This window comes from Streptomyces sp. BR1 (genome assembly GCF_052373795.1).
Classification (GTDB): domain Bacteria; phylum Actinomycetota; class Actinomycetes; order Streptomycetales; family Streptomycetaceae; genus Streptomyces.
In genome coordinates, this window is record NZ_CM126252.1 from 2,532,325 (window position 1) to 2,553,237 (window position 20,913).

24 protein-coding genes are annotated in these 20,913 nt (G+C 69.1%); 6 read left to right on the forward strand and 18 right to left on the reverse strand.

All coding sequences use genetic code 11. The features are described 5' to 3' along the window. Nucleotides 1-9: 9 nt before the first annotated feature. From ACT1U9_RS10665 to ACT1U9_RS10675, 3 genes are all read right to left on the reverse strand, one after another. Nucleotides 10-804 (reverse strand): class I SAM-dependent methyltransferase, encoded by a 795-nt coding sequence (locus tag ACT1U9_RS10665; protein ID WP_444538104.1) that lies wholly within the window; start codon nt 802-804, stop codon nt 10-12. A gap of 114 nt (nt 805-918) precedes the next feature. After that, a complete protein-coding gene (locus tag ACT1U9_RS10670) occupies nt 919-1,626 on the reverse strand; it encodes a prepilin peptidase (RefSeq protein WP_444539061.1) in 708 nt (235 codons plus the stop codon). A 568-nt stretch (nt 1,627-2,194) separates the two neighbouring features. Continuing rightward, nucleotides 2,195-3,070, reverse strand: coding sequence for a hypothetical protein (locus ACT1U9_RS10675; RefSeq protein ID WP_444538105.1), 876 nt, complete (start codon nt 3,068-3,070; stop codon nt 2,195-2,197). Nucleotides 3,071-3,474: 404 nt separating this feature from the next. Here ACT1U9_RS10675 and ACT1U9_RS10680 point away from each other — a divergent pair, with 404 nt between their 5' ends. From ACT1U9_RS10680 to ACT1U9_RS10695, 4 genes are all read left to right on the forward strand, one after another. After that, nucleotides 3,475-6,096: a trypsin-like serine peptidase gene (locus tag ACT1U9_RS10680; RefSeq protein WP_444538106.1), complete on the forward strand. Its 2,622-nt coding sequence runs from the start codon at nt 3,475-3,477 to the stop codon at nt 6,094-6,096. A 77-nt stretch (nt 6,097-6,173) separates the two neighbouring features. Further along, a complete protein-coding gene (locus ACT1U9_RS10685; protein ID WP_444538107.1) occupies nt 6,174-6,998 on the forward strand; it encodes a DUF4344 domain-containing metallopeptidase in 825 nt (274 codons plus the stop codon). Nucleotides 6,999-7,152: 154 nt separating this feature from the next. Then, nucleotides 7,153-7,515, forward strand: a complete 363-nt coding sequence (locus tag ACT1U9_RS10690) for a DUF192 domain-containing protein (protein WP_444538108.1) — start codon at nt 7,153-7,155, stop codon at nt 7,513-7,515. Between the two features lie 130 nt (nt 7,516-7,645). Beyond that, nucleotides 7,646-8,050 carry a VOC family protein gene (locus ACT1U9_RS10695; protein WP_444538109.1) on the forward strand — a complete coding sequence of 135 codons (405 nt, stop codon included), beginning with the start codon at nt 7,646-7,648 and terminating at the stop codon, nt 8,048-8,050. Nucleotides 8,051-8,091: 41 nt separating this feature from the next. Here ACT1U9_RS10695 and ACT1U9_RS10700 read toward each other — a convergent pair whose 3' ends face one another. Both ACT1U9_RS10700 and ACT1U9_RS10705 read right to left on the reverse strand, forming a co-directional pair. Then, complete coding sequence (locus tag ACT1U9_RS10700) at nt 8,092-8,265, reverse strand: hypothetical protein (RefSeq protein WP_444538110.1); 174 nt, start codon at nt 8,263-8,265, stop codon at nt 8,092-8,094. Nucleotides 8,266-8,446: 181 nt separating this feature from the next. Beyond that, nucleotides 8,447-8,743 (reverse strand): hypothetical protein, encoded by a 297-nt coding sequence (locus ACT1U9_RS10705; RefSeq protein WP_444538111.1) that lies wholly within the window; start codon nt 8,741-8,743, stop codon nt 8,447-8,449. Nucleotides 8,744-9,119: 376 nt separating this feature from the next. On the opposite strand from ACT1U9_RS10705, the gene ACT1U9_RS10710 reads away from it, so the two are divergent. Both ACT1U9_RS10710 and ACT1U9_RS10715 read left to right on the forward strand, forming a co-directional pair. Then, nucleotides 9,120-9,992 carry a helix-turn-helix domain-containing protein gene (locus ACT1U9_RS10710; protein WP_444538112.1) on the forward strand — a complete coding sequence of 291 codons (873 nt, stop codon included), beginning with the start codon at nt 9,120-9,122 and terminating at the stop codon, nt 9,990-9,992. Next, nucleotides 9,989-10,219: a DUF397 domain-containing protein gene (locus ACT1U9_RS10715; RefSeq protein WP_444538113.1), complete on the forward strand. Its 231-nt coding sequence runs from the start codon at nt 9,989-9,991 to the stop codon at nt 10,217-10,219. Before ACT1U9_RS10710 ends, ACT1U9_RS10715 begins: the two co-directional genes overlap by 4 nt. 252 nt (nt 10,220-10,471) lie before the next feature. Here the strand turns inward: ACT1U9_RS10715 and ACT1U9_RS10720 are convergent, their stop codons facing one another. The 13 genes from ACT1U9_RS10720 to cpaB form a co-directional block, all read right to left on the reverse strand. Continuing rightward, complete coding sequence (locus ACT1U9_RS10720) at nt 10,472-11,128, reverse strand: OmpA family protein (RefSeq protein WP_444538114.1); 657 nt, start codon at nt 11,126-11,128, stop codon at nt 10,472-10,474. A gap of 8 nt (nt 11,129-11,136) precedes the next feature. After that, nucleotides 11,137-11,691 carry a hypothetical protein gene (locus ACT1U9_RS10725; protein WP_444538115.1) on the reverse strand — a complete coding sequence of 185 codons (555 nt, stop codon included), beginning with the start codon at nt 11,689-11,691 and terminating at the stop codon, nt 11,137-11,139. A 63-nt stretch (nt 11,692-11,754) separates the two neighbouring features. Next, a complete protein-coding gene (locus tag ACT1U9_RS10730) occupies nt 11,755-12,480 on the reverse strand; it encodes a pilus assembly protein TadG-related protein (protein ID WP_444539062.1) in 726 nt (241 codons plus the stop codon). Beyond that, a complete protein-coding gene (locus tag ACT1U9_RS10735; RefSeq protein ID WP_393270531.1) occupies nt 12,477-12,707 on the reverse strand; it encodes a hypothetical protein in 231 nt (76 codons plus the stop codon). The genes ACT1U9_RS10730 and ACT1U9_RS10735 overlap by 4 nt, the downstream gene beginning before the upstream one ends. Nucleotides 12,708-12,842: 135 nt before the next feature. Next, complete coding sequence (locus tag ACT1U9_RS10740) at nt 12,843-13,589, reverse strand: response regulator transcription factor (protein WP_444538116.1); 747 nt, start codon at nt 13,587-13,589, stop codon at nt 12,843-12,845. Between the two features lie 32 nt (nt 13,590-13,621). After that, nucleotides 13,622-14,851 (reverse strand): sensor histidine kinase, encoded by a 1,230-nt coding sequence (locus ACT1U9_RS10745; protein ID WP_444538117.1) that lies wholly within the window; start codon nt 14,849-14,851, stop codon nt 13,622-13,624. A 1-nt stretch (nt 14,852) separates the two neighbouring features. Next, nucleotides 14,853-15,740, reverse strand: coding sequence for a DUF5936 domain-containing protein (locus ACT1U9_RS10750; RefSeq protein ID WP_444538118.1), 888 nt, complete (start codon nt 15,738-15,740; stop codon nt 14,853-14,855). A gap of 52 nt (nt 15,741-15,792) precedes the next feature. Further along, nucleotides 15,793-16,731 (reverse strand): type II secretion system F family protein, encoded by a 939-nt coding sequence (locus ACT1U9_RS10755; protein WP_444538119.1) that lies wholly within the window; start codon nt 16,729-16,731, stop codon nt 15,793-15,795. A gap of 8 nt (nt 16,732-16,739) precedes the next feature. Further along, on the reverse strand, nt 16,740-18,077 hold the full coding sequence (locus ACT1U9_RS10760) for a CpaF family protein (RefSeq protein WP_444538120.1): 1,338 nt from the start codon (nt 18,075-18,077) through the stop codon (nt 16,740-16,742). Between the two features lie 17 nt (nt 18,078-18,094). Beyond that, a complete protein-coding gene (locus ACT1U9_RS10765) occupies nt 18,095-18,532 on the reverse strand; it encodes a TadE/TadG family type IV pilus assembly protein (protein WP_444538121.1) in 438 nt (145 codons plus the stop codon). Next, nucleotides 18,529-18,933: a TadE/TadG family type IV pilus assembly protein gene (locus ACT1U9_RS10770; RefSeq protein WP_444538122.1), complete on the reverse strand. Its 405-nt coding sequence runs from the start codon at nt 18,931-18,933 to the stop codon at nt 18,529-18,531. The genes ACT1U9_RS10765 and ACT1U9_RS10770 overlap by 4 nt, the downstream gene beginning before the upstream one ends. Beyond that, entirely contained in the window at nt 18,930-20,165 is a 1,236-nt protein-coding gene (locus ACT1U9_RS10775; RefSeq protein ID WP_444538123.1) for an AAA family ATPase, read from the reverse strand. Before ACT1U9_RS10775 ends, ACT1U9_RS10770 begins: the two co-directional genes overlap by 4 nt. An 8-nt stretch (nt 20,166-20,173) precedes the next feature. Beyond that, on the reverse strand, nt 20,174-20,878 hold the full coding sequence (gene cpaB / locus ACT1U9_RS10780; protein ID WP_444538124.1) for a Flp pilus assembly protein CpaB: 705 nt from the start codon (nt 20,876-20,878) through the stop codon (nt 20,174-20,176). Between the last annotated feature and the right edge of the window lie 35 nt (nt 20,879-20,913).

The following is a 20,913-nucleotide window of genomic DNA, read 5'->3' on the forward strand; positions in this document are numbered from 1 at the left end:
TAGATCGTGTCAGAAGGACCGAAGCGGCTTCCTGGCCTCGATGAGAAACCGTGTCGTGTGCGCGACGAAGGGCCCTTCGGTACGGATCTGCTCGTCCAGGGCCTTGAGCCGGTCCCGGTACTCCTCGACGGTGAAGCCCGGCACCATCCAGATCACCTTGCGCAGGAAGTAGACGACCGCGCCGATGTCGTGGAACTCGGTGCGCAGCTTCTCCAGGCGCAGATCGGCGACCTGGAGCCCGGCCGCCTCCGCCTCGGTGCGGGCCCGGCCCGGGTCGCGCCGATTGCGTACGTCGGCGGACTGCGGCCCGAGGAAGTACTCCACGAGCTCGAACACGCTGGCCGGGCCGACCTGTTGGGAGAAGAAGGTGCCGCCGGGGGTGAGCACCCGGGCGATCTCCGGCCACCACGTCTTCACCGGGTGACGGCTGGTCACCAGGTCGAACGCGCCGTCCCCGAACGGCAGCGGCGGCTCGTCGGCGTCAGCCACCACCGCGACGCCGCGCGGGTGCAGCAGGGCGGTCGCCCGGGCGACGTTCGGCGGCCACCCCTCGGTCGCCACGGCGAGCGGCGGGAGCTGCGGCGCGGCGGCCAGGACCTCGCCGCCGCCGGTCTGCACGTCCAGGGCGGCGGTCGCCCGGGCCCAGCGCGCGGCCATGGCCTGGGCGTACCCCCAGGACGGCCGCTCCTCGGTCGCCCGGCCGTCCAGCCACGAGAAGTCCCAGCCGTCCACAGGGGCGGCCTCCGCCTCGGCGATCAGCTCTTCGAAGGTGCGGTTGTTGTGGTTCCGGATGGTATGCGCCATAGCGCGGACCCTACGCGCCTTGGGCGGCGAGACCGCCTAGGAGGAGGCCGAGGGCGCCGAACGGGATGGCGGCTTCACGGCGTGCCGGGCGCGCCGACGCCACGTCTCGGCGCGCTACGCGCCCTGTGCGGCCAGACCGCCGATGAGGAGGCCGAGGAACGCGCCGCCGAGCATGAAGGGGCCGAACGGGATCGTGGCTTTACGGCTGGCCCGGCGCGCGACGACGAGTGCGAGGCCGTAGCCGCCGCCCAGCAGGAAACCGGCGGAGGCGCCGGTGAAGAGGGTGGCCCAGCCGTACCACCCGAGCACCACGCCCAGGCTGACGGCGAGCTTCACATCGCCGAAGCCGAGGCCGCGGGGGTTGATGAGGAACAGGGTGAAATACGCGCCCCCGAGCACGAGTCCGCCCAGCAGCGCGTGCCGCCAGGACCCGGCGTGGTCCGGCACGAGCGCGGCGGCCCCGAGGAGTACGGCGGCGGCCGCGGCGAGCGGGACGGTGAGCACGTCCGGCAGCCGTTTGACGCGTACGTCGACGGCGCCGAGGAGTACGGCCGGGGGTACGAGAAGCAGCCAGACGGCGAGTTCGGGGTGGGGGCCGGTGGTGGCGGCGAGGGCGGCTGCGGCGACGGTGGCGGTGGCCGTCACCGCGCTCCTGGTGCGGCAGGGCGGCCCGCCGAGCCAGCCGCTGATGGGGTGCCCGGCGGGGCATTCGGTGCGCCACAGCTCGTCCGGCTCCACGGCGAGCCGGTACGCGGCACGCGGGAGAAGCCGGCCGAGGGTCAGTCCGTAGCCGGCGGCGAGGAGGACGAGCAGCAGACGCACCCCGGTCAGCTCCCCCACCCCACCCCTTCCCTAAACCCTCCGGGGGTGGGTGGGGGTGAAGGTGGTTTCCCGGAGGCTCCGCCCCCGGACCCCCGTGCGGGGCTGCACCCCCGCACCCCTGATGCTCCGCCCCTCCACCCCGCTTTCGGGGCTCCGCCCCGGGGCACGCGTGCGCGGGTGAGGGGCGGCTTGTCCCCCCACCCCCGCGGCTCGGCCGTTCAGCTGAGGTTCTGGAAGCCCCGCCAGTGCTATGGGACATGCAGGTCCAACCCCGGCCACTGCGTGATCGACGACGGCCATGCCGCCGCCAGCCAGCGGCGAATAACCGTAGCCCGGACCCAGGCTACTGAAGCCCAACGCCGGAAGAAGGAGGGACTTCGGCAATCTGAGATGGATCACGCGGAAGCGAATCGACCTCATATCCACGTGAATGCAAAACGGTGATCCGAGTGCTTCCATTCGCGATGGTTCCATGTGGTGCAGGAGTTGTCCTCGGCTGGCCGGATGCCTCGATCACACCCAACCAAACGAGCAGGAAACCCATCAGTCTCGGCTCAGTAGATCACCGTCACACAGAAATACGGGAACGTCGCCATTTCACGAAACTCAACCCGGATATCAGTGCGGCGATTCCACCAGCAGCGAAGGCACCCAATACCCATGAAGAAAGCGCACGAGCCTTCTGCCCGCTCGAGCTGATAACCGTTAGCCCCTCCAAGGCTCCATCACCTCTCTGCGACATTGCCTCACCACAACCAAAATGGCTCGTGAGCTGCATAGTGTATTTACCGGGCTTCGCATCATCTCGCACTCTCCCCCTGCCGATGTAATGCCGCCCATTGAACTCCAGGTTAACCGGCCGTACGAATGCCTCCGATGTGACGGTCACGTACTTTTCCTGTGGATCTGGGGCCTCGTCAGCCACCGAGACTTCTACCGGCCCACCCGGAATGGCCGGTTCTTCAGTGGATATGTCTGGATCCACTGCATACGGAAACTGTCTCCTTTCCGCCCCCTGGGCCATGGCGGTGATCCTGATGGGTGTACTACCTGTCGCCACTCCTGAACTTATGACGGAGACGGCATAGTCCCCAGGGGGGTGAGACAGGTACACGTACCCCTCGAACACACCCCGCTTTCCAGGAAGTTTCGCGGACCCGCCATCAATGGCCCCGGAGCGCACCTCGATGGCGGCGATGTGCTGCGACTCGTCGGCTAGGGGGGTCGTGAGTCTCGCTGTCACCTTGACAACTGAGCACTGCTTGAGGTCCCACCCGTTTTCGACGGAGATAGCGAAGCGGGGCGCTTCGGCGGCGACAGCAGCGCCGTGAAACGGAATGATGAATACCGCTGAGATCAGGCCAACTATGGCCCTCCTGTGCAGTCGATGAGCCCGGAATGAGGTTTTCGCCTTTGTGCTCGTAAGGTAGCTTCTTACGGTCATCTCGGCAGTATCGCAGGCAAACTCCTGTGGTCGCCAGTAGAGTTCAACGAAAGGCATCTCGTACCGTGCACAAGAGACTGTCGCTCCGGCCCCTGTGGGTCGGAGCATGTGTCACCGCTATGCTCGTCGCAAACATATCGGTGGCTTCAGCGCAATCACCAAGCCCGATACCTACTCCAAGCCAGACCGCAACGTCCTTACCCGGCGTCCCATCGCCCTCGACGTCTCCTTCCGCCAGCGACACCGCCCCGGCTTCACCTCTGCCTGAGAGGTACGACCTGGCTCGGTGGAACGCGGACGATGTGGATGCCTTCTTGACGCCGGAGCGCATGGCGGCGGCGAAACCCTGGCCCGGGGAAGGGAAACAGAGTGAAACGTCAACTGGCGGGACGCTAGGCGATCGCATGGCCAGCCAGCAGGCTGATGCCCCTGGCGTCGCTGGCACGATGTTTCGTGTCGAGAACAACCAGCAGATCTACTTCTGCAGCGCGAGCGTGGTGTCGAGCCCGAAGCGGAACCTGGTACTGACGGCAGGACACTGCCTCACCGGGCGGGAAACCGCCAACCAACTGGCGTTCGCGCCGAAGATCCAGAAGAACGCCCAGGGCGGCATCGAGACCCCGTACGGCAAGTTCCCCATCAAGCGCCAGGGAAACCGGGCCCTGGCCTGGATGGACCAGCGGTATTTGAGCTGGGACAAGCAGGCCGCCGCACAGTTCGACGTGGCCTTCGCCGAAGCCGACAAGGGCACCAACGGCAAGGAAGTAGAGGACACGGTCGGCGGCAACCGCCTGGCGACCAACACCGGCTTCGCCCACAAGGACGTCCACCTGGTCGGCTACCCCGGTGCGGACCCGCCGCCGCGTACCTGCACCGCCGACACCACGGAGGCGAAGTTCAGCGGCTGGCCCGGCTCGTACCTGCGCATCGACTGCGACGGCTACAGCGGCGGCAGCAGCGGCGCCCCGTTCATCGCCAACTTCAACACCAACACACAGACCGGCGACGTCATCGGGGTCATCGGCGGCTACAAGACCGGCGGCCCGACCCCCGACACCTCCTACAGCTCCTACTTCGGCACCGACATCAAAAACCTCTACGACTCCGCCGTACGAGGCGACAAACCAGCCAGTGCCCAGGAACGTTCACCATCTGCCGCTTCACCGACACCGCCTTCGCCGGTACCGTCTTCACCGACGCGTCCGGCATCCCCCTCTCCGGCACCTACAACGGCCACGCCGAAGGCTGTGCCGTCACCGCGGCCTTACAGCCTGGCTCGGTGGAACGCGGACGATGTGGATGCCTTCTTGACGCCGGAACGCATGGCATCGGCCAAACCCTGGCCAGAGGAAGGGAAACAGAACAACGCAGTTGCTGCGAAGACTCTGGCGTCCTTTGTGCCGAGCCAACGCTTTGAGGGACTGCCCGTCGCTGGCACGATGTTTCGTGTCGAGAACAACCAGCAGATCTACTTCTGCAGCGCGAGCGTGGTGTCGAGCCCGAAGCGGAACCTGGTACTGACGGCAGGACACTGCCTCACCGGGCGGGAAACCGCCAACCAACTGGCGTTCGCGCCGAAGATCCAGAAGAACGCCCAGGGCGGCATCGAGACCCCGTACGGCAAGTTCCCCATCAAGCGCCAGGGAAACCGGGCCCTGGCCTGGATGGACCAGCGGTATTTGAGCTGGGACAAGCAGGCCGCCGCACAGTTCGACGTGGCCTTCGCCGAAGCCGACAAGGGCACCAACGGCAAGGAAGTAGAGGACACGGTCGGCGGCAACCGCCTGGCGACCAACACCGGCTTCGCCCACAAGGACGTCCACCTGGTCGGCTACCCCGGTGCGGACCCGCCGCCGCGTACCTGCACCGCCGACACCACGGAGGCGAAGTTCAGCGGCTGGCCCGGCTCGTACCTGCGCATCGACTGCGACGGCTACAGCGGCGGCAGCAGCGGCGCCCCGTTCATCGCCAACTTCAACACCAACACACAGACCGGCGACGTCATCGGGGTCATCGGCGGCTACAAGACCGGCGGCCCGACCCCCGACACCTCCTACAGCTCCTACTTCGGCACCGACATCAAAAACCTCTACGACTCCGCCGTACGAGGCGACAAACCAGCAACCGGCGGAATCCTCGGCAAGGGCGAAACCTGGAAGTACGCGCGGGGAATCGCCTCCGGCTACTTCACTACCGAGTCGCCCGATTACACCAGCTCCGACATGGTCGTGCGGTGGGCGGACGGCGAAGTCACGCTCTACATCGGTGACGGAGACGGCAACTTCGAAAAGGAAATCCAGCTCGCCGCCCCCAACGAAACCTGGAAGCACGCGGACGTCATCACAGCCGGTGACTTCACCGGCACCGATCTGTACGACCTCATGGTCCGCTGGTCTGACGGTGAAGTAACCATCTACAAGGACGTCTCCGAGCAGAACAAGCTCAGCCAGGAGATACAGATCGAGAAACCAGCGACCGACAGCATCTGGAAGCACGCTGTCAGCCTCGCCACCGGGCACTACGCGGGCAACAAGTGGCCAGACGACGTGATCGTCCGCTGGACAGACGGAGAGGTAACGCTGTACACCGACGTCGATCAAGCTGGCTTCCACAAGGAAAGCCAGCTCTCGCGCCCCGCGCAGGACAGCATATGGAAGAACGCTGTCTTGGTCACGGGCGGAGACTTCGACGGCGACCACAACATCTACGACGTGGCCGTACGGTGGGCGGACGGCTCACTGACCCTGTACACCAATGTCGACGAATCCGGGTTCCACCAGTCAACCCAGATCGTCCCTGCCAATGACCTGTGGGCCAACCACTCCACCCTCATGATCGCTGGCGACTTCAGTGAGAACGCCTGGCAAGACGACCTCATTATGGTCTGGACCGACGGAGAGGTCTCCCTGTTCATGGACACGAGCGCGTCCGCCCTGGGCCACGAATACATGCTGGTGTCCCCCGACAAGTCTCTGGCCCTGAGATCACAACTTCCCGTACGGCGCGGCTTGGTATCGGCCCGCTGAAGCAACACACCGCCATCGGCCTCCTCGCCCCCAGCTGCTTCGGCGGCTGGGGGCATCCGCAGGGCACAATGAAGGGTGTGTGGAAGAGCAACCTGCGCAGACTGACACGACACATTCCGTGCACCGCACTGTGTGCGACCGTGCTCGTTACTAGCTGCACCACATCGGGCCATGAGACCGCAGGCTCACAAAAGGGCACCGCACCCGTCGGCTCCGGCTTCGTCGCCCGCTACGAACGGCCCTCCGCCGCCGACCGCAGCGAGGCTGCCTTCCTCCGTGCGGAAAAAACGCTGGAAAAGGGATCGACAGCCCTCAACACCTTCCTTGCGCTGGAGCACGAAGTCACCCTCATCGGACGGTCGTGCCACGGCGAGGGCTCCTCGTACGACCCCGAAACCCGCCACGTCGAGATCTGCTACGACGAGGTGGCAGAGGACCGCAAGCTGTTCCAGGACGCCGGCTACCCCCGACCGGACGAAGCGGTCAACGCGGTGGTCGCGGAAACCGTCTTCCACGAGGCGGGGCACGCCCTCATCGATGTCCTGGACCTGCCCCTCGGCGGACGGAACGAGGAAGACACGGCCGACCAGTTCGCTGCCATCATGCTGATACGTCAAGGCTCCGACGGAGAGCACCAGCTAAGACTGGCTGCCCAGGAGTACGAACTCTCAGCTGCAACAAGCGAAGCACCCGACCCGAAGCACAGCGACGAGCACTCTACGGACCCCCAGCGAGCTGCCAATCACCTGTGCTATCTCTACGGTGCTTCCCCGGTCCGGAACGCCGACCTGGCTCACACCCGCAACCTCCCCTCCCAGCGCGTCAAAGGATGCGGAACGGAGTGGACTCGCGTACGCAACGCCTGGCTCAAGAACCTCGCGCCCTCGCTCAGAGAGCGGTAGGGCTGTGGCGCCTCTACATCACGCTCAGACACCTTGACTACTCCCCCTCCCACCTTGACGCTCGTACGACCGAATCCCCCCGCAGCCGCTGCACCCGGCCGCTCGCCCAGAGCTTTCGGGAAGGGGCGGGGTGGGGGAGCTATAGCCTGCGCCCATGGCTCGGTGGGCGGACGGCGACGCGGAGTTGGGGGTCGAGGGCGGCAACCTCGCAGTGCCGCTCCGGATCGCCGCCTCCTATCGCGCCCGCACGCGCGGCCTCCTCGGGCGTACCGGGATCGAGGGGGCCATCCTCCTCACCCCCGCCACCTCCGTACACACCTTCCGTATGCGATTCGCCATCGACGTCGCCTACCTCGACCGCACGCTCCGCGTCATCGCGCTGCACACCGTGCCCCCCAACCGCCTCACCGCCCCCCGCATCCGCGCCCGGCACATCCTGGAGGCGGAGGCGGGAGCCATGGAGGGGTGGGGCGTACGGGTGGGGGTGCGGGTGTACGTACATCCCGCCTCGGGCTGACACGCGGCCGGGAACCGTCCTTGCGAGCCCCGCTCGCGCCTGCCTACGATCACTGGACGGCATCGCGCGTTGGTCACCGGCCGGGTGAGCGTGGAGGTGCCCGTGAGATGCCCGTTGGAGGCATTCCACCGTGTCAGTCGAGTTGAATCACACCATCATCCATTCCCGGGACAACCGGGCCTCCGCCGAGTTCCTGGCGGACATCCTGGGGCTGCGGGTCGGCGACGAGTGGGGACCGTTCGTCCCCGTCGAGACGGCCAACGGCGTGACCCTGGACTTCGCCACCGGCGACCCGGACAAGATCGTGCCGCAGCACTACGCGTTCCTCATCTCCGAGGACGAGTTCGACGTCGGCTTCGAGAAGATCAAGCAGGCGGGCGTGCGGTACTTCGCCGACCCGTACATGAAGCGCCCGAACGAGATCAACCACAACGACGGCGGCCGGGGCGTCTACTTCCTCGACCCGTCCGGTCACGCCATGGAGCTGATCACCGTCCCGTACGGTGGCGGCGGCCGTGAGGTCGGCAACTCCTAGGACGCGATCGGCAATTCGCCCGAGGGCGTCCAATGGTCACCTCAGTGCCGTTGGACGCCCGGGGCGCAGCGGCACGGCGGCCACTCGGACGTGTACAGCGGCACCAGCGGGGCAACGGCCGGGATCACCCGCGTCGGCCCCCAGGTCCGGCCGCCGTCCCGCGAGACCCGCAGCGTCAACTCGGCGGGCGGCACCTGCTGCCCGAGCCCGGTCACGGCTGTCCGCCTGTCCAGTCCCACTCGGCACCCGAGTACTCGTGGAAGTGCGGACTTACATGACGGTCTGTCAGAGTGCAGTTGCGGGCCGGATTCCCGGGCGCCGCCGCCCAGCACAACCCGAGCCCCCGAGGCTTCACGTCCCCGGTCACAGGCTCCGGCGCCGTACGGTCCACGGCGCTCACCGACCCACCACCCCGTGGATGGCCAGCGGCCCCACATCGATGCCGTGCACCGTCAGGAACAGCGCCCGCCGCCGCGCCAGTTGCTCGTACGCCACGAGGTACGGGCGCACAAGCGCCGTGTCCTCACCCCGCAGCATCGACACCCGCCGGCTCACCCGCACACGCGGCGGGGGCGGCGTCGGCGTGTCCACGCGCTCGACGACCAGGGGCGGCACGGCCGTCCAGTGACGGCCCGGTACGGGCCGCAAGAACCGCCACAGTGGTTCGAAGATTCGGACGATACAGTTCGGCATGTCGACCTGCTTCCTTCAGGTTGGCCACGCCCCCGGACCGTGTGCGCGGTCGCGGGGGTCCTTGCGTGACGGACGGTCTTTGCGATCGAGGCATCGCGAGTTGTTCAGGGATCCGCACGAGGTGCAGCGGAAGCCGTCGCCGCTCTGGCCTACCCCTGCCTCACGGGCACGCCTCCGCACCCCCCGATCGCCCTCCTGGGCTCAACCACCGTGCCCCGTAGCAGAGTTAGGCACAACAGAATCTGCTGGGAATCAGCCTTGGAAGTAGAAATGGCACATGCCAATGCATGCGCATGGCTTCTGCTGCTGGCGCAACGGATGCCAGGCTGAACACAAGGCAGGCGACGGCGCGCACGTGCGCCAGAATGGAGGGCACATGGCCGCAAGGCCGCAGCCAACCGCAAGGCGCATCGGGCTCGGGCACGAACTGCGGCAGCTACGGAAGGAGGCCGGTTTCACCATCGCGGAGGCAGTAAGGGGACTGCACTTCGACGAGAGCACGCTTCAGCGCGTCGAGACCGGCTGGAAGTCCTTCCGGCAGGCCGGACACCTGCGAGAGCTGCTGGAGCGCTACGGCATCACCGACGAAGAGCAGGTGAACCGGCTGGTCGCACTCCAGCGCGAGGGGGCCAGTCAGGAGTGGTGGACCGGTACCGGCACCACCATGTTGTCGGGCATGCCGCGGTTCCTCGGCGTTGAGTCCGCAGCGCGGGAGATCCGCATCTTCCACCCGACGATCATTCCGGGGCTTCTCCAAACCGAGGCATACGCGCAAGCCGTCCACGAACAGCACAAGCCCATTGACGAGACGACCACGGAGTTCGTACGGCAAAGCGTGCAACTACGCATGAAGAGGAAGGAGGCCCTGACACGCGATGAAGACCCGCTGAAGGTGTGGGCGGTCCTGTACGAGCCGGCGTTGCGCTACGCCATCGGTGACTCGGGCACCATGCGAGAGCAGTATGCGGCACTCGCCGAATTGGCTGCCCTGGAGAACGTGACACTGCAGGTTCTCCCTCAGACGGTGCGCGGCTACGTCGCGTGCCATGACGTCAACATCATGATCCTTGGTGATGGCCTGCCGACGACGGCTCAGACCGATACCGCGTGGTTCACCGTCGCTGTCACGGACAAGCCGCGCGAGGTCGGGCGGTTCTCCCGCATGTTCGACGCCATGGTGGCCGCCGCCTTGCCTCCTCGTGACACCCCGAAGCTTCTGCACCAACTATCGAGAGAGATCGCAGAATGAACATAAACCCTGCCACGGTGATGGCATCGGACCTGGAGGGCGCCAGCTGGTTCAAGTCGTCCTACAGCAACGGCGGGGGCAATTGTGTCGAGGTGTCGGCCGGACACGCCGACGGCGTTCCCGTCCGTGATTCCAAGGCCCCGCACGGCCCTGCGCTCGTCCTCGACACGACCGCCTGGTCGACCTTCGTCGCTGCCGTCAAGGGCGGGCAGTTCCCGACCCACTGAGCCACTGGCGACGCAAGACAGCCCCGGCACGGGCGACCGGCCGGGGCTGCGGCATGGCAACGGGACAGGTCTTGAAGCCGTACCGGCGCGTGCGCTTTTTTCCAAGCCAGGCGTCGGCACCGTCCGGCAGTCTTTGTGGTGCGCGGGAGCGTCACATCTGCGGACGTTGACGGGGGCCCGCGCGCATACGGGGCCCGGCCGACCGCACCTCCACCCGGCCGGCCGGGCCCACCCTCTCCACCGCACGGCGGCCTACGGGGTCGCCCCGCGCGGGAACGACACCTCCACACGGCGGTTCTTGCGGCGGCCGTCCTCCGAGGAGTTGTCGGCGATGGGGTAGTCCTCCGCGTAACCCCGGATGTCGAACGTCACCGATCCGCCGCCCACCGCCTGCGACAGCGCTCCCTGGACCGCGTCCGCGCGCTGCTTGGACAGCACCACGCCGTGTTCGTGCGTACCGAGGTTGTCGGTGAAGCCGAACACCCGGACGTTCGTGGCCTTCTGCTTCTTGACCTCGTCCGCGATCGCCTGGATACGGCCGGTCGCCTCGGGCGACAACTCCGCGCTGTCCTTGCCGAAGAGGACTTCGGCCTGGAGAGCGAACGAGATGTCGGCGTTGGTGTCGGAACGGCGTTCCTCGCCGCCCATGTCCTCCACCACCGACTTGATGTCGACGACCCTGGGCGCGGCGAGCGTGGCCCCGTCGGAGAGCTTGAGCCCGGGCGCGTTCGCGTCGACCCGTACGGGCGGGGACGCGGAGGGTACGACGGTGGGGTTCGGGTCGTCGGCGACAGCCGGGGCCGTCCCCGCGAACAGCAGCGCCCCGACAGCGACGGCCGCCATCGCGGCGGAGCCGAGCCGACTGGTGCGTGGCGCGTCCGCGTATGGCTGGCTTCTCAGTTCGCGCATCGCGTGCCTCAGCCGGAGATCTTGATGGTGGCGGTGGGCATGGTGGGCAGCTGGAAGTCGACTTCGGTGACGTTGGCGGGGGGTGCGGGGAACTGGGCGTAGAAGGGGATCTTCTGACCTGCCGTCAGGCCGGTCGGGAAGCGGGTGCACAGGCAGCGGCCGTCGGTGTCGCGCAGGATCAGGTAGCGCTTCTTGCCCGTCTTGTCCACCAGGGACGCGCCCGCCATCGACGCCCCGTTGTCCCGCAACTCCTGCTCGCTTCCCTGCCAGCCGGGGGCCGTGAACCCCTGCGCCGAGTTGTTCGCCACCACACCCTCGACGGTGACGAAGCCACCCGTGTCGCGCTTCGCGCTGTTGATCACGATCTGGATGCCGTCGCCGCCCGTGACGGTCGCCAGCACCTCATTGCTCTGCGTCGTGGGCGCGTTGCTCTGGGACTGGGACTTCCCGCCGGACGCGGCCGCAGGGGTGGACGTCGTGTCGTCCGCCTTCTTGTCGCCGCCGGCCCCGCCACAGGCGGTCAAGGTGAGAGCCAGGGCGGCAGCGGCCGTCGCGGCGGCCACGCCTCTCCCCCACGCTCTGTTCTTGGCCCTATCCATCAGTCGGTCCCTCGCTTCTTCCTTCGCTTACTTCTTGGCCAGCTGGACGGAGAACAGGTCGGACGCCTTGGGCAGCAGATCGAGGTGTGCCGGGTCGACATCGAAGTCCCGCTTGTCGCAGACGAGTCGGTACGTCTTCGCATCGCCCCCGGGTCCGCCCGGCGCGGGCGACTCCCCAGGGGGAACGGTCACCGTCGGCGTCAGTGTCGGCTCGGCCGACTGGCCCGGCTGGCCATCCTGGAGGCGGCAGCGCGGTACGACCACGGCGGTCGCCTGCGCCGCGCCCTTGTGGTCGCTCGTGGCGGCGATGACCGAACTGCCCGCCGTCTTGTTGGTCCGCACTGCGACCTGGTAGGTGGGCTCGGGCGTGAAAGTGAGGTTGCAGCCGCCCGGATCGACCGTGGCGTCGTTGCGCCCCGCCAGGTCGTTCGCCGCCACGCAGGAGTCGTGCGGGAGCAGCCCGCCCCGGTCGCCGTCGAGCAGCTTCTGCCAGCGGGTGATGTCGAAGGTGTCGAGCAGTCCGTTCCGGAGCTGGTCACGGAAGTCCTGCGCGGCCGCGAGCGCCGCCGCGTCCGCCGCCGTCTGGGCCTCGTTGCGCTTCACCGCCGCCTGCCCCACCGCAAAGTAGGCGAACGCGAGGAAGAGCAGGGCCGCCACCGCCGTGATGTAGAGGGGGAAGGCCTGCCCGCGGTCGCCTCGGGGGCGACGGGAGGTACGGGATGTGCGCGATGTACGGGACGGACGCGCTGTCAGGGGTTGATCTTGTTGATCGCGGCGGTGATCTTCTGCGCGATGGCCGTACCGAAATTCGTCTGCGTAAGCACCAGAATGATCGCCACCACCACGATGATGATCCCCATGTACTCCACCGCCCCCTGCCCCCGGTCCCCCCGGCGTCGCAGGGCCTCGGCCGTGGTGTTCAGCCAGCCGTGAACCCGGGTCCTGGCGGCGGTCGCGGGCTTGAGGAGTTTGTCGTTCATGGCGGGGGTCCCCTCCGGGTTCGACGGCGGTGCCGCATTCGACAGCGGAACCGTACCGGGGGGTTCCGGTGGGGGCACAGGGTCCCTGGGCCCAATTCCGGGCCCTGCGGGCCAGTTGGGGCAGCGGCAAGAGACTCATCCCGGCACCCCCTGCCCCGCCCGCGTACCCAGCCACGTCGCGACCGCCTGAGTGCGGCTGTTGCTGTGCAGCTTCGCGAAGATCCGGTTGATGTGGTTCTTCACCGTCTTCTCGCTGATGAAGCAGGCGTCGGCGATCTGCCGATTGCTCATGCCCACCGCGATCAGCTCCATCACCTCCACCTCCCTCCTGCTCAGCAGGTGCTCGCCAAGTCCCTTGGGGCGGGCCGGAGTCTGCCTCCCAAGGCTCGCGAACGACTGTCCCACATCCGATTGCATCCGCGAAGCCTCTTCGTTCGGATTTAACGAAACGAACGGGTCCATGACACTTCCCGGCACCGCCCCGGGCTCCGTCAGCGCCCGCGCCGCCGTCCGGGTGAAGCGGGCGCGGCCCGCCGTGATGTCCCGTACCGCTCCCACCAGTTGCTCCACGGTGAACTCGCCGTGCACCAGATAGCCGCCCGCGCCCAGCCGCAGCGCCTCGCGTACGGTCGCGCTCTCCCCGCTGTACGTCAGCATCAGCACCGGCGCCACCCGCACCAGACGGGGCAGGGCCGTCAGTCCGTCCACGCCCGGCATACGCACATCGAGCAGGACCACGTCCGGCCGATGACGTACCGCCGCCTCGTACGCCGCGCCCCCGTCGGCCGCCTCGGCGACCACCTCCATCCCGTCGCGACCGCACAGCAGCGCGGTGAGCCCGGCCCGTACGACCGGGTTGTCGTCCGCCACCACCACCCGCATGCCGGGTCCCCTCGCTCCGCGAACCAAAAGACTCACACCCTCAGCGCCGTCAGCGGCAGGTCCACCCGGACCTCCGTACCCCTGACCGCCTCGCCCCGGCCGATCCGGATCCGCGCGCCCAGGCCCGCCGCCCGCTCGACCATGCCGACCACCCCGAAGTGGCCCGCCCGCCTGAGCCCTTCGAGGGTCGTCCCGGGCGGCAGGCCGCGCCCGTCGTCGTACACGCTGATCCGGAACAGATCGCCGACCACCCCCGCCGACACGTCGACCCGGGACGGGCCCGCGTGGCGGTGCGCGTTCTCCAGGGCCTCCGCCGTGATCGTGAGGAGCTGGCGCGCGATCGGGTGCGGCACCGGCGGCAGGGGCGGACAGCCGTCCCCGAGGGCCTGGTAGGTGAACCAGATGTCCTCACTTCGCCGCGCGAACTCCCTTACCCGCTCCCCCAGTTCACGCATCACGTCGATGCCACCGCCCTCGTCCTCCTCCCGCCGCAGGTCCGCCAGGAGTTCCCGCGACTCCGCCGCCGCCCGGCGGGCCGAGCGGGCCACCAGGAGGGCGCGGCGGCGTACCGTCGGCGGGTCCTCGGCGGAGGCGGCCGTCGCCAGGCCCTCGGCCGCGAGCGCCACCCCGTGCAGGGTCTTCGCCACCGAGTCGTGCAACTCCCTCGCCAGGTACGCCCGTTCCTCCTCCACCGCCAGCCGCTCCCGCGTACGGGCCAGCGCCCGGGACGCCTCGCCGAACCTCAGCAGCAGGCCGCCGAGCCCCACCCCCGCCGCCCCGGACAGCACGCAGAAGCCGGGCAGCAGGAGCGAGGAGGGGGCGGCCTCGTGGTAGCGGCGCTCGGCCATGTACGCGAGCGCCAGGATCACGCACTGGAGCCCGGCGAAGACGCCCGCGCCCCGCCACCCGTACACCAGACCGGCGAGGAGCGGGGTGCAGACCACCACGTACGCGAGGGTCGAGTCGGGTGTCGCCGTGAACAGGAGCAGCGCGCCGAAGACCGTGTCCACGGCGAGCAGGGACGGGTGGCGCAGGAGGAGCGGGCCGAAGCGTTCCCAGTCGCGGTAGAGCGCGTACGAGCCCATGAAGGTGATCAGGACCGCCCCCGAGACCAGCCATGTCGGGCCGCCCGCCGCCGTGTTGGTCAGGGCGAAGGGGGTGGCCAGACCTATCATCGCCAGCCGGAACAGGAACACCTGTCTGCACAGTGCCTGTAAGGCGTTGAGCTGGAGGGACACCTCGGGCGCCGGACTCTCGGACATGTCACTTCCCCGTCAGTGAGCCGAGATCCGCGTCCGAGCCGAGGAGCATCGCCGACGCCATCAGGATCATGGTGGCGGGCACCATGAACGTGGTGACCATCAGCGTCGCCTTCGGCACCGCCTTGGCGGCCTTGCGGCGGGCGTTCTGGGCGTCGGTGCGGCGCATGTCGGTGGCGATCGCTATCAACGTGTCCACGATGGGCGCGCCCAGTTCCTCGCCCTGCTGGAGTGCGGTGACGAACATCGCGACCTGCTCGGAGTCGTTGCGCCGGCGCAGGTCGTCGAACGCCTGGCGGCGGCTCACACCCATGTCCATCTGGCGCAGGGCGATGCGCACTTCGTCGGCCCACGGTCCCTCGTACTTCTCGGCGACCCGCTCCAGCGCCTGGCGAAAGCCGAGTCCGGCCGAGACGACGACGGCCAGGACGTCGAGGAAGTCCGGCAGGGTGCGCTCGATGTCGTCGCGGCGCTGGCGTACGGCGACCCAGATGCCGACCTCGACCCAGTAGTACGCGAACGCGAGCATCAGCACGGCCAGCAGGTAGTTGCCGCCGGTCAGCATCACCACCGCACCGACCCCGCCCAGCGCCCCGTACACCGCGCGCCGTGCCGCGTACCGGTCGATGGTCAGGCCCCCGGGGTTGCCCGCCATGTCGATCCTGCGGCGCTTGTCGTTGACCCGCTTGGGGCCCATCAGGCGCAGCACGAACGGTGCGTAGCGGATACCCAGGCGGTCGATGGCGCCGCCCGTCCTGGTGGTGCGGGTGGCGCCGACCTCGAGGGCGAGCCGCAGGTCGGTGGGGAGCTTGGTCTCGGCGCGGTACATCCGTACGCCCTGGAAGGCGCCCAGGACGCTGAGCGCCAGGACCAGTCCGAGGATCAGTTCCATGCCCGGCTTCCCCTGTCCATGTCCGACTCCATGTCCGGCTCCTCCGTGGTCCTCAGACGTCGATCTTCGAGATACGGCGGATCGCCACGAAGCCGAGGGCGTACAGGCCGAGGGCGACGACGACGGCGGCCTGGCCGAGGAACGTGCCGGTCATCTTGGCGAGCGAGCCCGGCGCGATCTGGTTGACCAGCAGCATCGCGCCGACCCCGATCGCCGGGACCGCGTACGCCGTGGTGTTCACCTGGGACAGCTGGGTGCGTACCTCGCGGCGGGTCTCCTTGCGCTCCTCCAGGGTGGTGGTGAGGTTGCGCAGCGAGTTGACGACCGCGCCGCCCGCCCGGTTGGAGAGGATCAGCGTCGATACGAGGACGACCAGTTCGCGGGACGGGAGGCGGCGCGCCAGCTCGTCGAGTGCGTCGTCCAGGGTGCGGCCCACCGCCAACTGATCGGCTACCGCCTTGAGTTCGTCGCCCGCCGGGGCCTCCAGCTCGTCCGCCGCCATCGCTATCGCGGTGCGCAGCGCGAGTCCGGCCTGGGTGGCGTTGGCGATCACGCGGGAGATCTCGGGGAGCTGGTTGATGAACGCCTCGGTGCGGCGGGTGCGCTGCCAGGTGAGGAAGGTGTTGGCCGCCCACAGGCCCGCGAGCGCGGCGAGCGGGCCGAAGAAGGAGGCGAGGACGGAGGCCGCCACCACCCACAGGCCCACCACGGCTGCCAGTACGTAGACGGCGTACTCGCCGGGCGTCACGTTCAGGCCGGTCACCGCGAGCTTGCGCTCGATGCGCTTGCCGAGGTTGGTACGGCGCAGCCTGCGGTCGATCCCGGCGAAGCGGCGGTGGCGCCCGGCGGGCGGCGCTTCGCCCGCCGCGGAGAGCCGTTCGACCAGGGCGCGGCGCTGGGCGCGGCCCGTGGCGTACGCGTGCGTGCCGGCGGCGGCCGCGGCGCAGGCGAGCAGCGTGACCCCGATGGTCAGCTGGGCGAGTCCGTCCATGGCGCTGCTTACCTTGCCTCTCGGGTGGCGAGCTGTTCGTCGAAGGACGCGATGCCGAACGCCTGCGGGACGCTCTGCCCGGCGAGGTAGAGGCGGTCGGCGACGCGGCGCGGGATCGGGAAGTACTGGAACTCGCCGTGCACGCGCCCGTCGGCGCCCATCGGGCGGGCGGCGAAGCGGGCGACGGTGGCGAGCCGGTAGGGGTCGCGGCCGTGCGAGTCGAGCAGGGCGATCTCGGTGACCCGGCGGGAGCCGTCGGCGTGCCGGGTGAGCTGGACGAGGACGTCGACGGCCGAGTTGATCTGGTCGTGCAGCGCCTCGAACGGGATCTTGATCTCGGACATGGAGGCCAGGGTCTGGAGGCGCATCAGCGCGTCCTCGGCGCTGTTGGCGTGGACGGTGGCGAGCGAGCCGTCGTGGCCGGTGGACATCGCCTGGAGCATGTCGAGGGATTCGCCGCCGCGCACCTCGCCGACCACGATCCGGTCGGGGCGCATGCGCAGCGAGTTGCGGACCAGGTCGCGGATGGAGATGTGCCCCTTGCCCTCGACGTTGGCCGGGCGGGATTCGAGGCGGATCACATGGGACTGCTGGAGCTGGAGTTCGGCGGAGTCCTCGATGGTGATGATCCGCTCGTGCTCGGGGATCAGCCCCGAAAGGGCGTTGAGCAGGGTCGTCTTGCCGGTGCCGGTGGCGCCCGAGACGATCACGTTGAACTTGGCCTGGATCAGCCCCGCGAGCAGCAGCAGCATGTGCTGGTCGAGCGAGCCGAAGCCGATCAGCTCGGGCAGCGTGAAGGAGCGCGGGAAGCGGCGGATGGTGAGGGTGGCGCCGGTGAGCGAGAGCGGCGGGATGATCACGTTGACGCGCTCGCCCGACGGCAGCCGGGCGTCCACCATCGGGTTGGACTCGTCGACCCGTCGGTTGACGGTCGACACGATCCGCTCGATGGTCTGCATCAGCTGCTCGTGCGAGGCGAACCGCATCGGCAGCCGCTCGACCCGGCCGCCGCGCTCGACATAGATGTGGTCCGGGCCGTTGACCATGATCTCGGTGACGGAGGCGTCTTCGAGCAGCGGTTCCAGTACGCCAAGGCCCAGCGCCTCGTCGACGACCCGGCGGATCAGCTGGGCCCGCTCGCCCGTCGACAGGACCGGGCCCTCGCGGCTGAGGATGTGGCCGAGGACGCGCTCCAGCCGCGCCCGGCGCTCGGCGGCCGCGAGCGACGACATCTCCGCGAGGTCGATCTCCTCCAGGAGCTTGCCCCGGTAGGTGGCGACGAGATGGGCGTCGCCCTCGCTCCCCCGGGTCTCCTCGGGGGCGGTGATACGGGCCCGCAGGCTCATGTGGCGTGCCTCCTCGGTCAGTTCCGGTCATCGCAGGGCATGGTGGCGGTCTTGGTGACCGGGCCGAAGTGGCCGACGAGGAAGACGGACGGGACGGGCACGGTGACCTTGGCCGTCACCGTCGTGCCCGGGCAGCCCGCCGCGCTGACGTCGCTGTCCTTGCCGACCCACCCGCTCATGGCCGCCTTCGCCGCCTGTACGTATCCGTCGGCGCGCTCGTGCCGCGCGGCGGTGCGCGCGGCCGCCCGGGCCGCCGTCCCCGCCTGCTGGGCCGCGTACGCCGCGATGCCCAGCTGTACGCCCGCGAGCGCGACCAGCAGGAGCAGCGGCAGGAAGCCGAGGTACTCGACGGCCGCCGCGCCCCGGTCACCCCGGGCGCGGCGGGTGCGGCGGCTGTCACGGGCACGACCGCTGCCGGACCCGACCGGCCGCCTCTCGCCGTGGCCGCGCCTCACGGCGTCTCCTCCCTGGCCGCCCCCGCGTGCCCGTGCACCGTAAACCCGAAGTTCAGGGCGCCCGGGAACAGCACCGGCACCTTCAGCCCGACAGTCGCCGTGAAGACGGCGGGGTCGCCGCCCCCGGAGCAGTCGGTGTCGGCGCTCCACCCGTCCGGCACGGCCTTCGCCACCGCCGCCGCGCACGCGCCCGGCCCGCCGCCCTTGGCCGCCCCGGCCCGCGCCCCCTCGTCCGCGACGTTGCCCGCGACCGTGAACGTGTAGCCGGTGAGCACCAGTTGCCAGATGGCGGCCAGCGTCACCAGGATGATCGGCACCATCCCGGTGAACTCGACGACGACCTGCCCCCGGTCCCGCTCGGCCCGCGACCGTATGCCCCGCACCCGTGCGCCCGGACTCATCCGTGCGCCCGCCGCCGCAGCACCAGGGCTCCCCGGCCGCTCTTCTCCGCAGCGGCCGCCGACGCCTTCACCAGGCCCAGCTCCCCCGCCAGCGTCCACAGCGCCTGCTTCACCGTGGACTTGGCCTCCAGGTCGTGCAGCCGCCCCGAGTCGACGACGGCTTGCAGCTCCTTGAAGTTCGCCGGTACGGAGGTCCGGGTGATCCGGGTGCCGGTGACCTTCTGGACCAGGGCGGGCTGGATCTCGGTGGTGCGCGTATGCCGGTTGACCACCGTCGTGGTCTCCTCCGCCTTGCGGATCTGGAGCCGGTCCCACATCCGTACGATCCGCTTCGCCGCGCGTACGGACACCACGTCCGGGGTGGTGACCAACAGCGCGATGTCCGCCATCTCCACGGCGGCCGCGTTCGCGCCGTTCATCTGGGTGCCGCAGTCGACGATCACCACGTCGTGGCGGTTGCGCAGGGCGGAGAGGATCTGGCGGGCCGCGCGGTCGGTGACCTCCTCGGCGCGTTCGCCGTCGGCCGGGGCGAGCAGCAGGGCGACGCCGCTGGGGTGGGTGAACAGGGCGTCCTGGAGGACCCGGGGCGAGATGTCGGTGATCGCGGCGAGGTCGGCGACGGAGCGGCGGAACTGCACGTCGAGGTAGGAGGCCACGTCCCCGGCCTGGAGGTCCATGTCGACCAGGGCCGTGCTGTGGCCCGACGCCCGTGCGGCGAGCGCCAGTTGGACGGCGGTGACCGTCGTGCCGACCCCGCCCTTGGCCCCGGTGACCGTCACGACCGTACCGCCGGGGCCGCTGAACACCTCGCCCGTACCGCCCAGATGGCGGCGCACGCCCACCGACCACTGGGCCGCCACCTGCACCCGGCTGACCAGCTCCTCGTAGTGCAGCGGCAGGGTGACCAGGCCGCGCGCGCCGGAGTCCATGGCGGCGGCGAACAGGCCCGGGCCCGCGTCGGCGGTGATCAGGACGACGCCGACCGCCGGGAAGCGCAGCGCGACCTCGCGGACCAGGTCGAGCGCCGGGACCGGCCCGATGCGCTCGTGCACCAGGACGACCTCGGGCAGTTCGTCGAGCGACTCCCCGGCGAGCCGGGCCAGGGTGTCCAGGAGCTGGGTGGAGTCGCCGACGGGCATCGCGGGCTCGGCGTCCGGGAGCTGGCTGAGCAGGGTGGTGACGGACCGGGCGGCGTCGGCGTCGCCGACGGCCGGGAGGATCCTGGTGGTCATCCGCTACCTCACTGGTCCTTTTCGAGGCGGTACGTACGGTCGCCCGGCCGGACCGAGGAGTCGCTGCCGGGCGCCACCAGCGCGAGCCGCACATGCTGGGCGAAGGACTCCGCGTACGCGACGCGCTGGGCGTCGAGGGTGTTCAGGGCGAAGGTGATCGGGACCGCCTCGGTGCTCTTGCTCCGGTCGTCGCGGTTGGCGTCGATCGGGGTGAGCTTGCCGACGTCGAGGACTTTGGCACCGGAGACAATGATCTTCGACTGGGGGGTGTCGCCCTGCTTCCCGGCGGCGAAGGTGGCGAAGATGTTCACCGCCGAGCCCGGCTGGATCTTGCCCGCCACTCCGGTGGCCGCGTCGATCATGATCGCGATCTCCTGCTCGCCCGGCTGGAGTTGGGGGCGTTTGACGATCATGTCGGACTGGAGCAGCGAACCCGCCTTGAGCTGAGTGACGGCGATCTTCCCGTCGATGGCCGAGAGATCGGTGACCGCGTTCTCGGAGAGCCACTTCTTGGGCATCTTCGTCTGCTCGAACTGGGCGTGCTCCAGCTTCGTATAGGGCGCCACATCGGATTTCACCCGGTACGCCGTCACCTCGGGGCCGACCTTCGCGTTCGCGTCGTCGATCACCGAGATGACCCCGCCGAGCGCACCGATGGCGCACAGGACCGAGACCAGGAGAAGGATGACGCCACGGCGCTGACGGGAGTTCATTGACCGTACGACCTCGTTCGATGACGTGGGGCTTG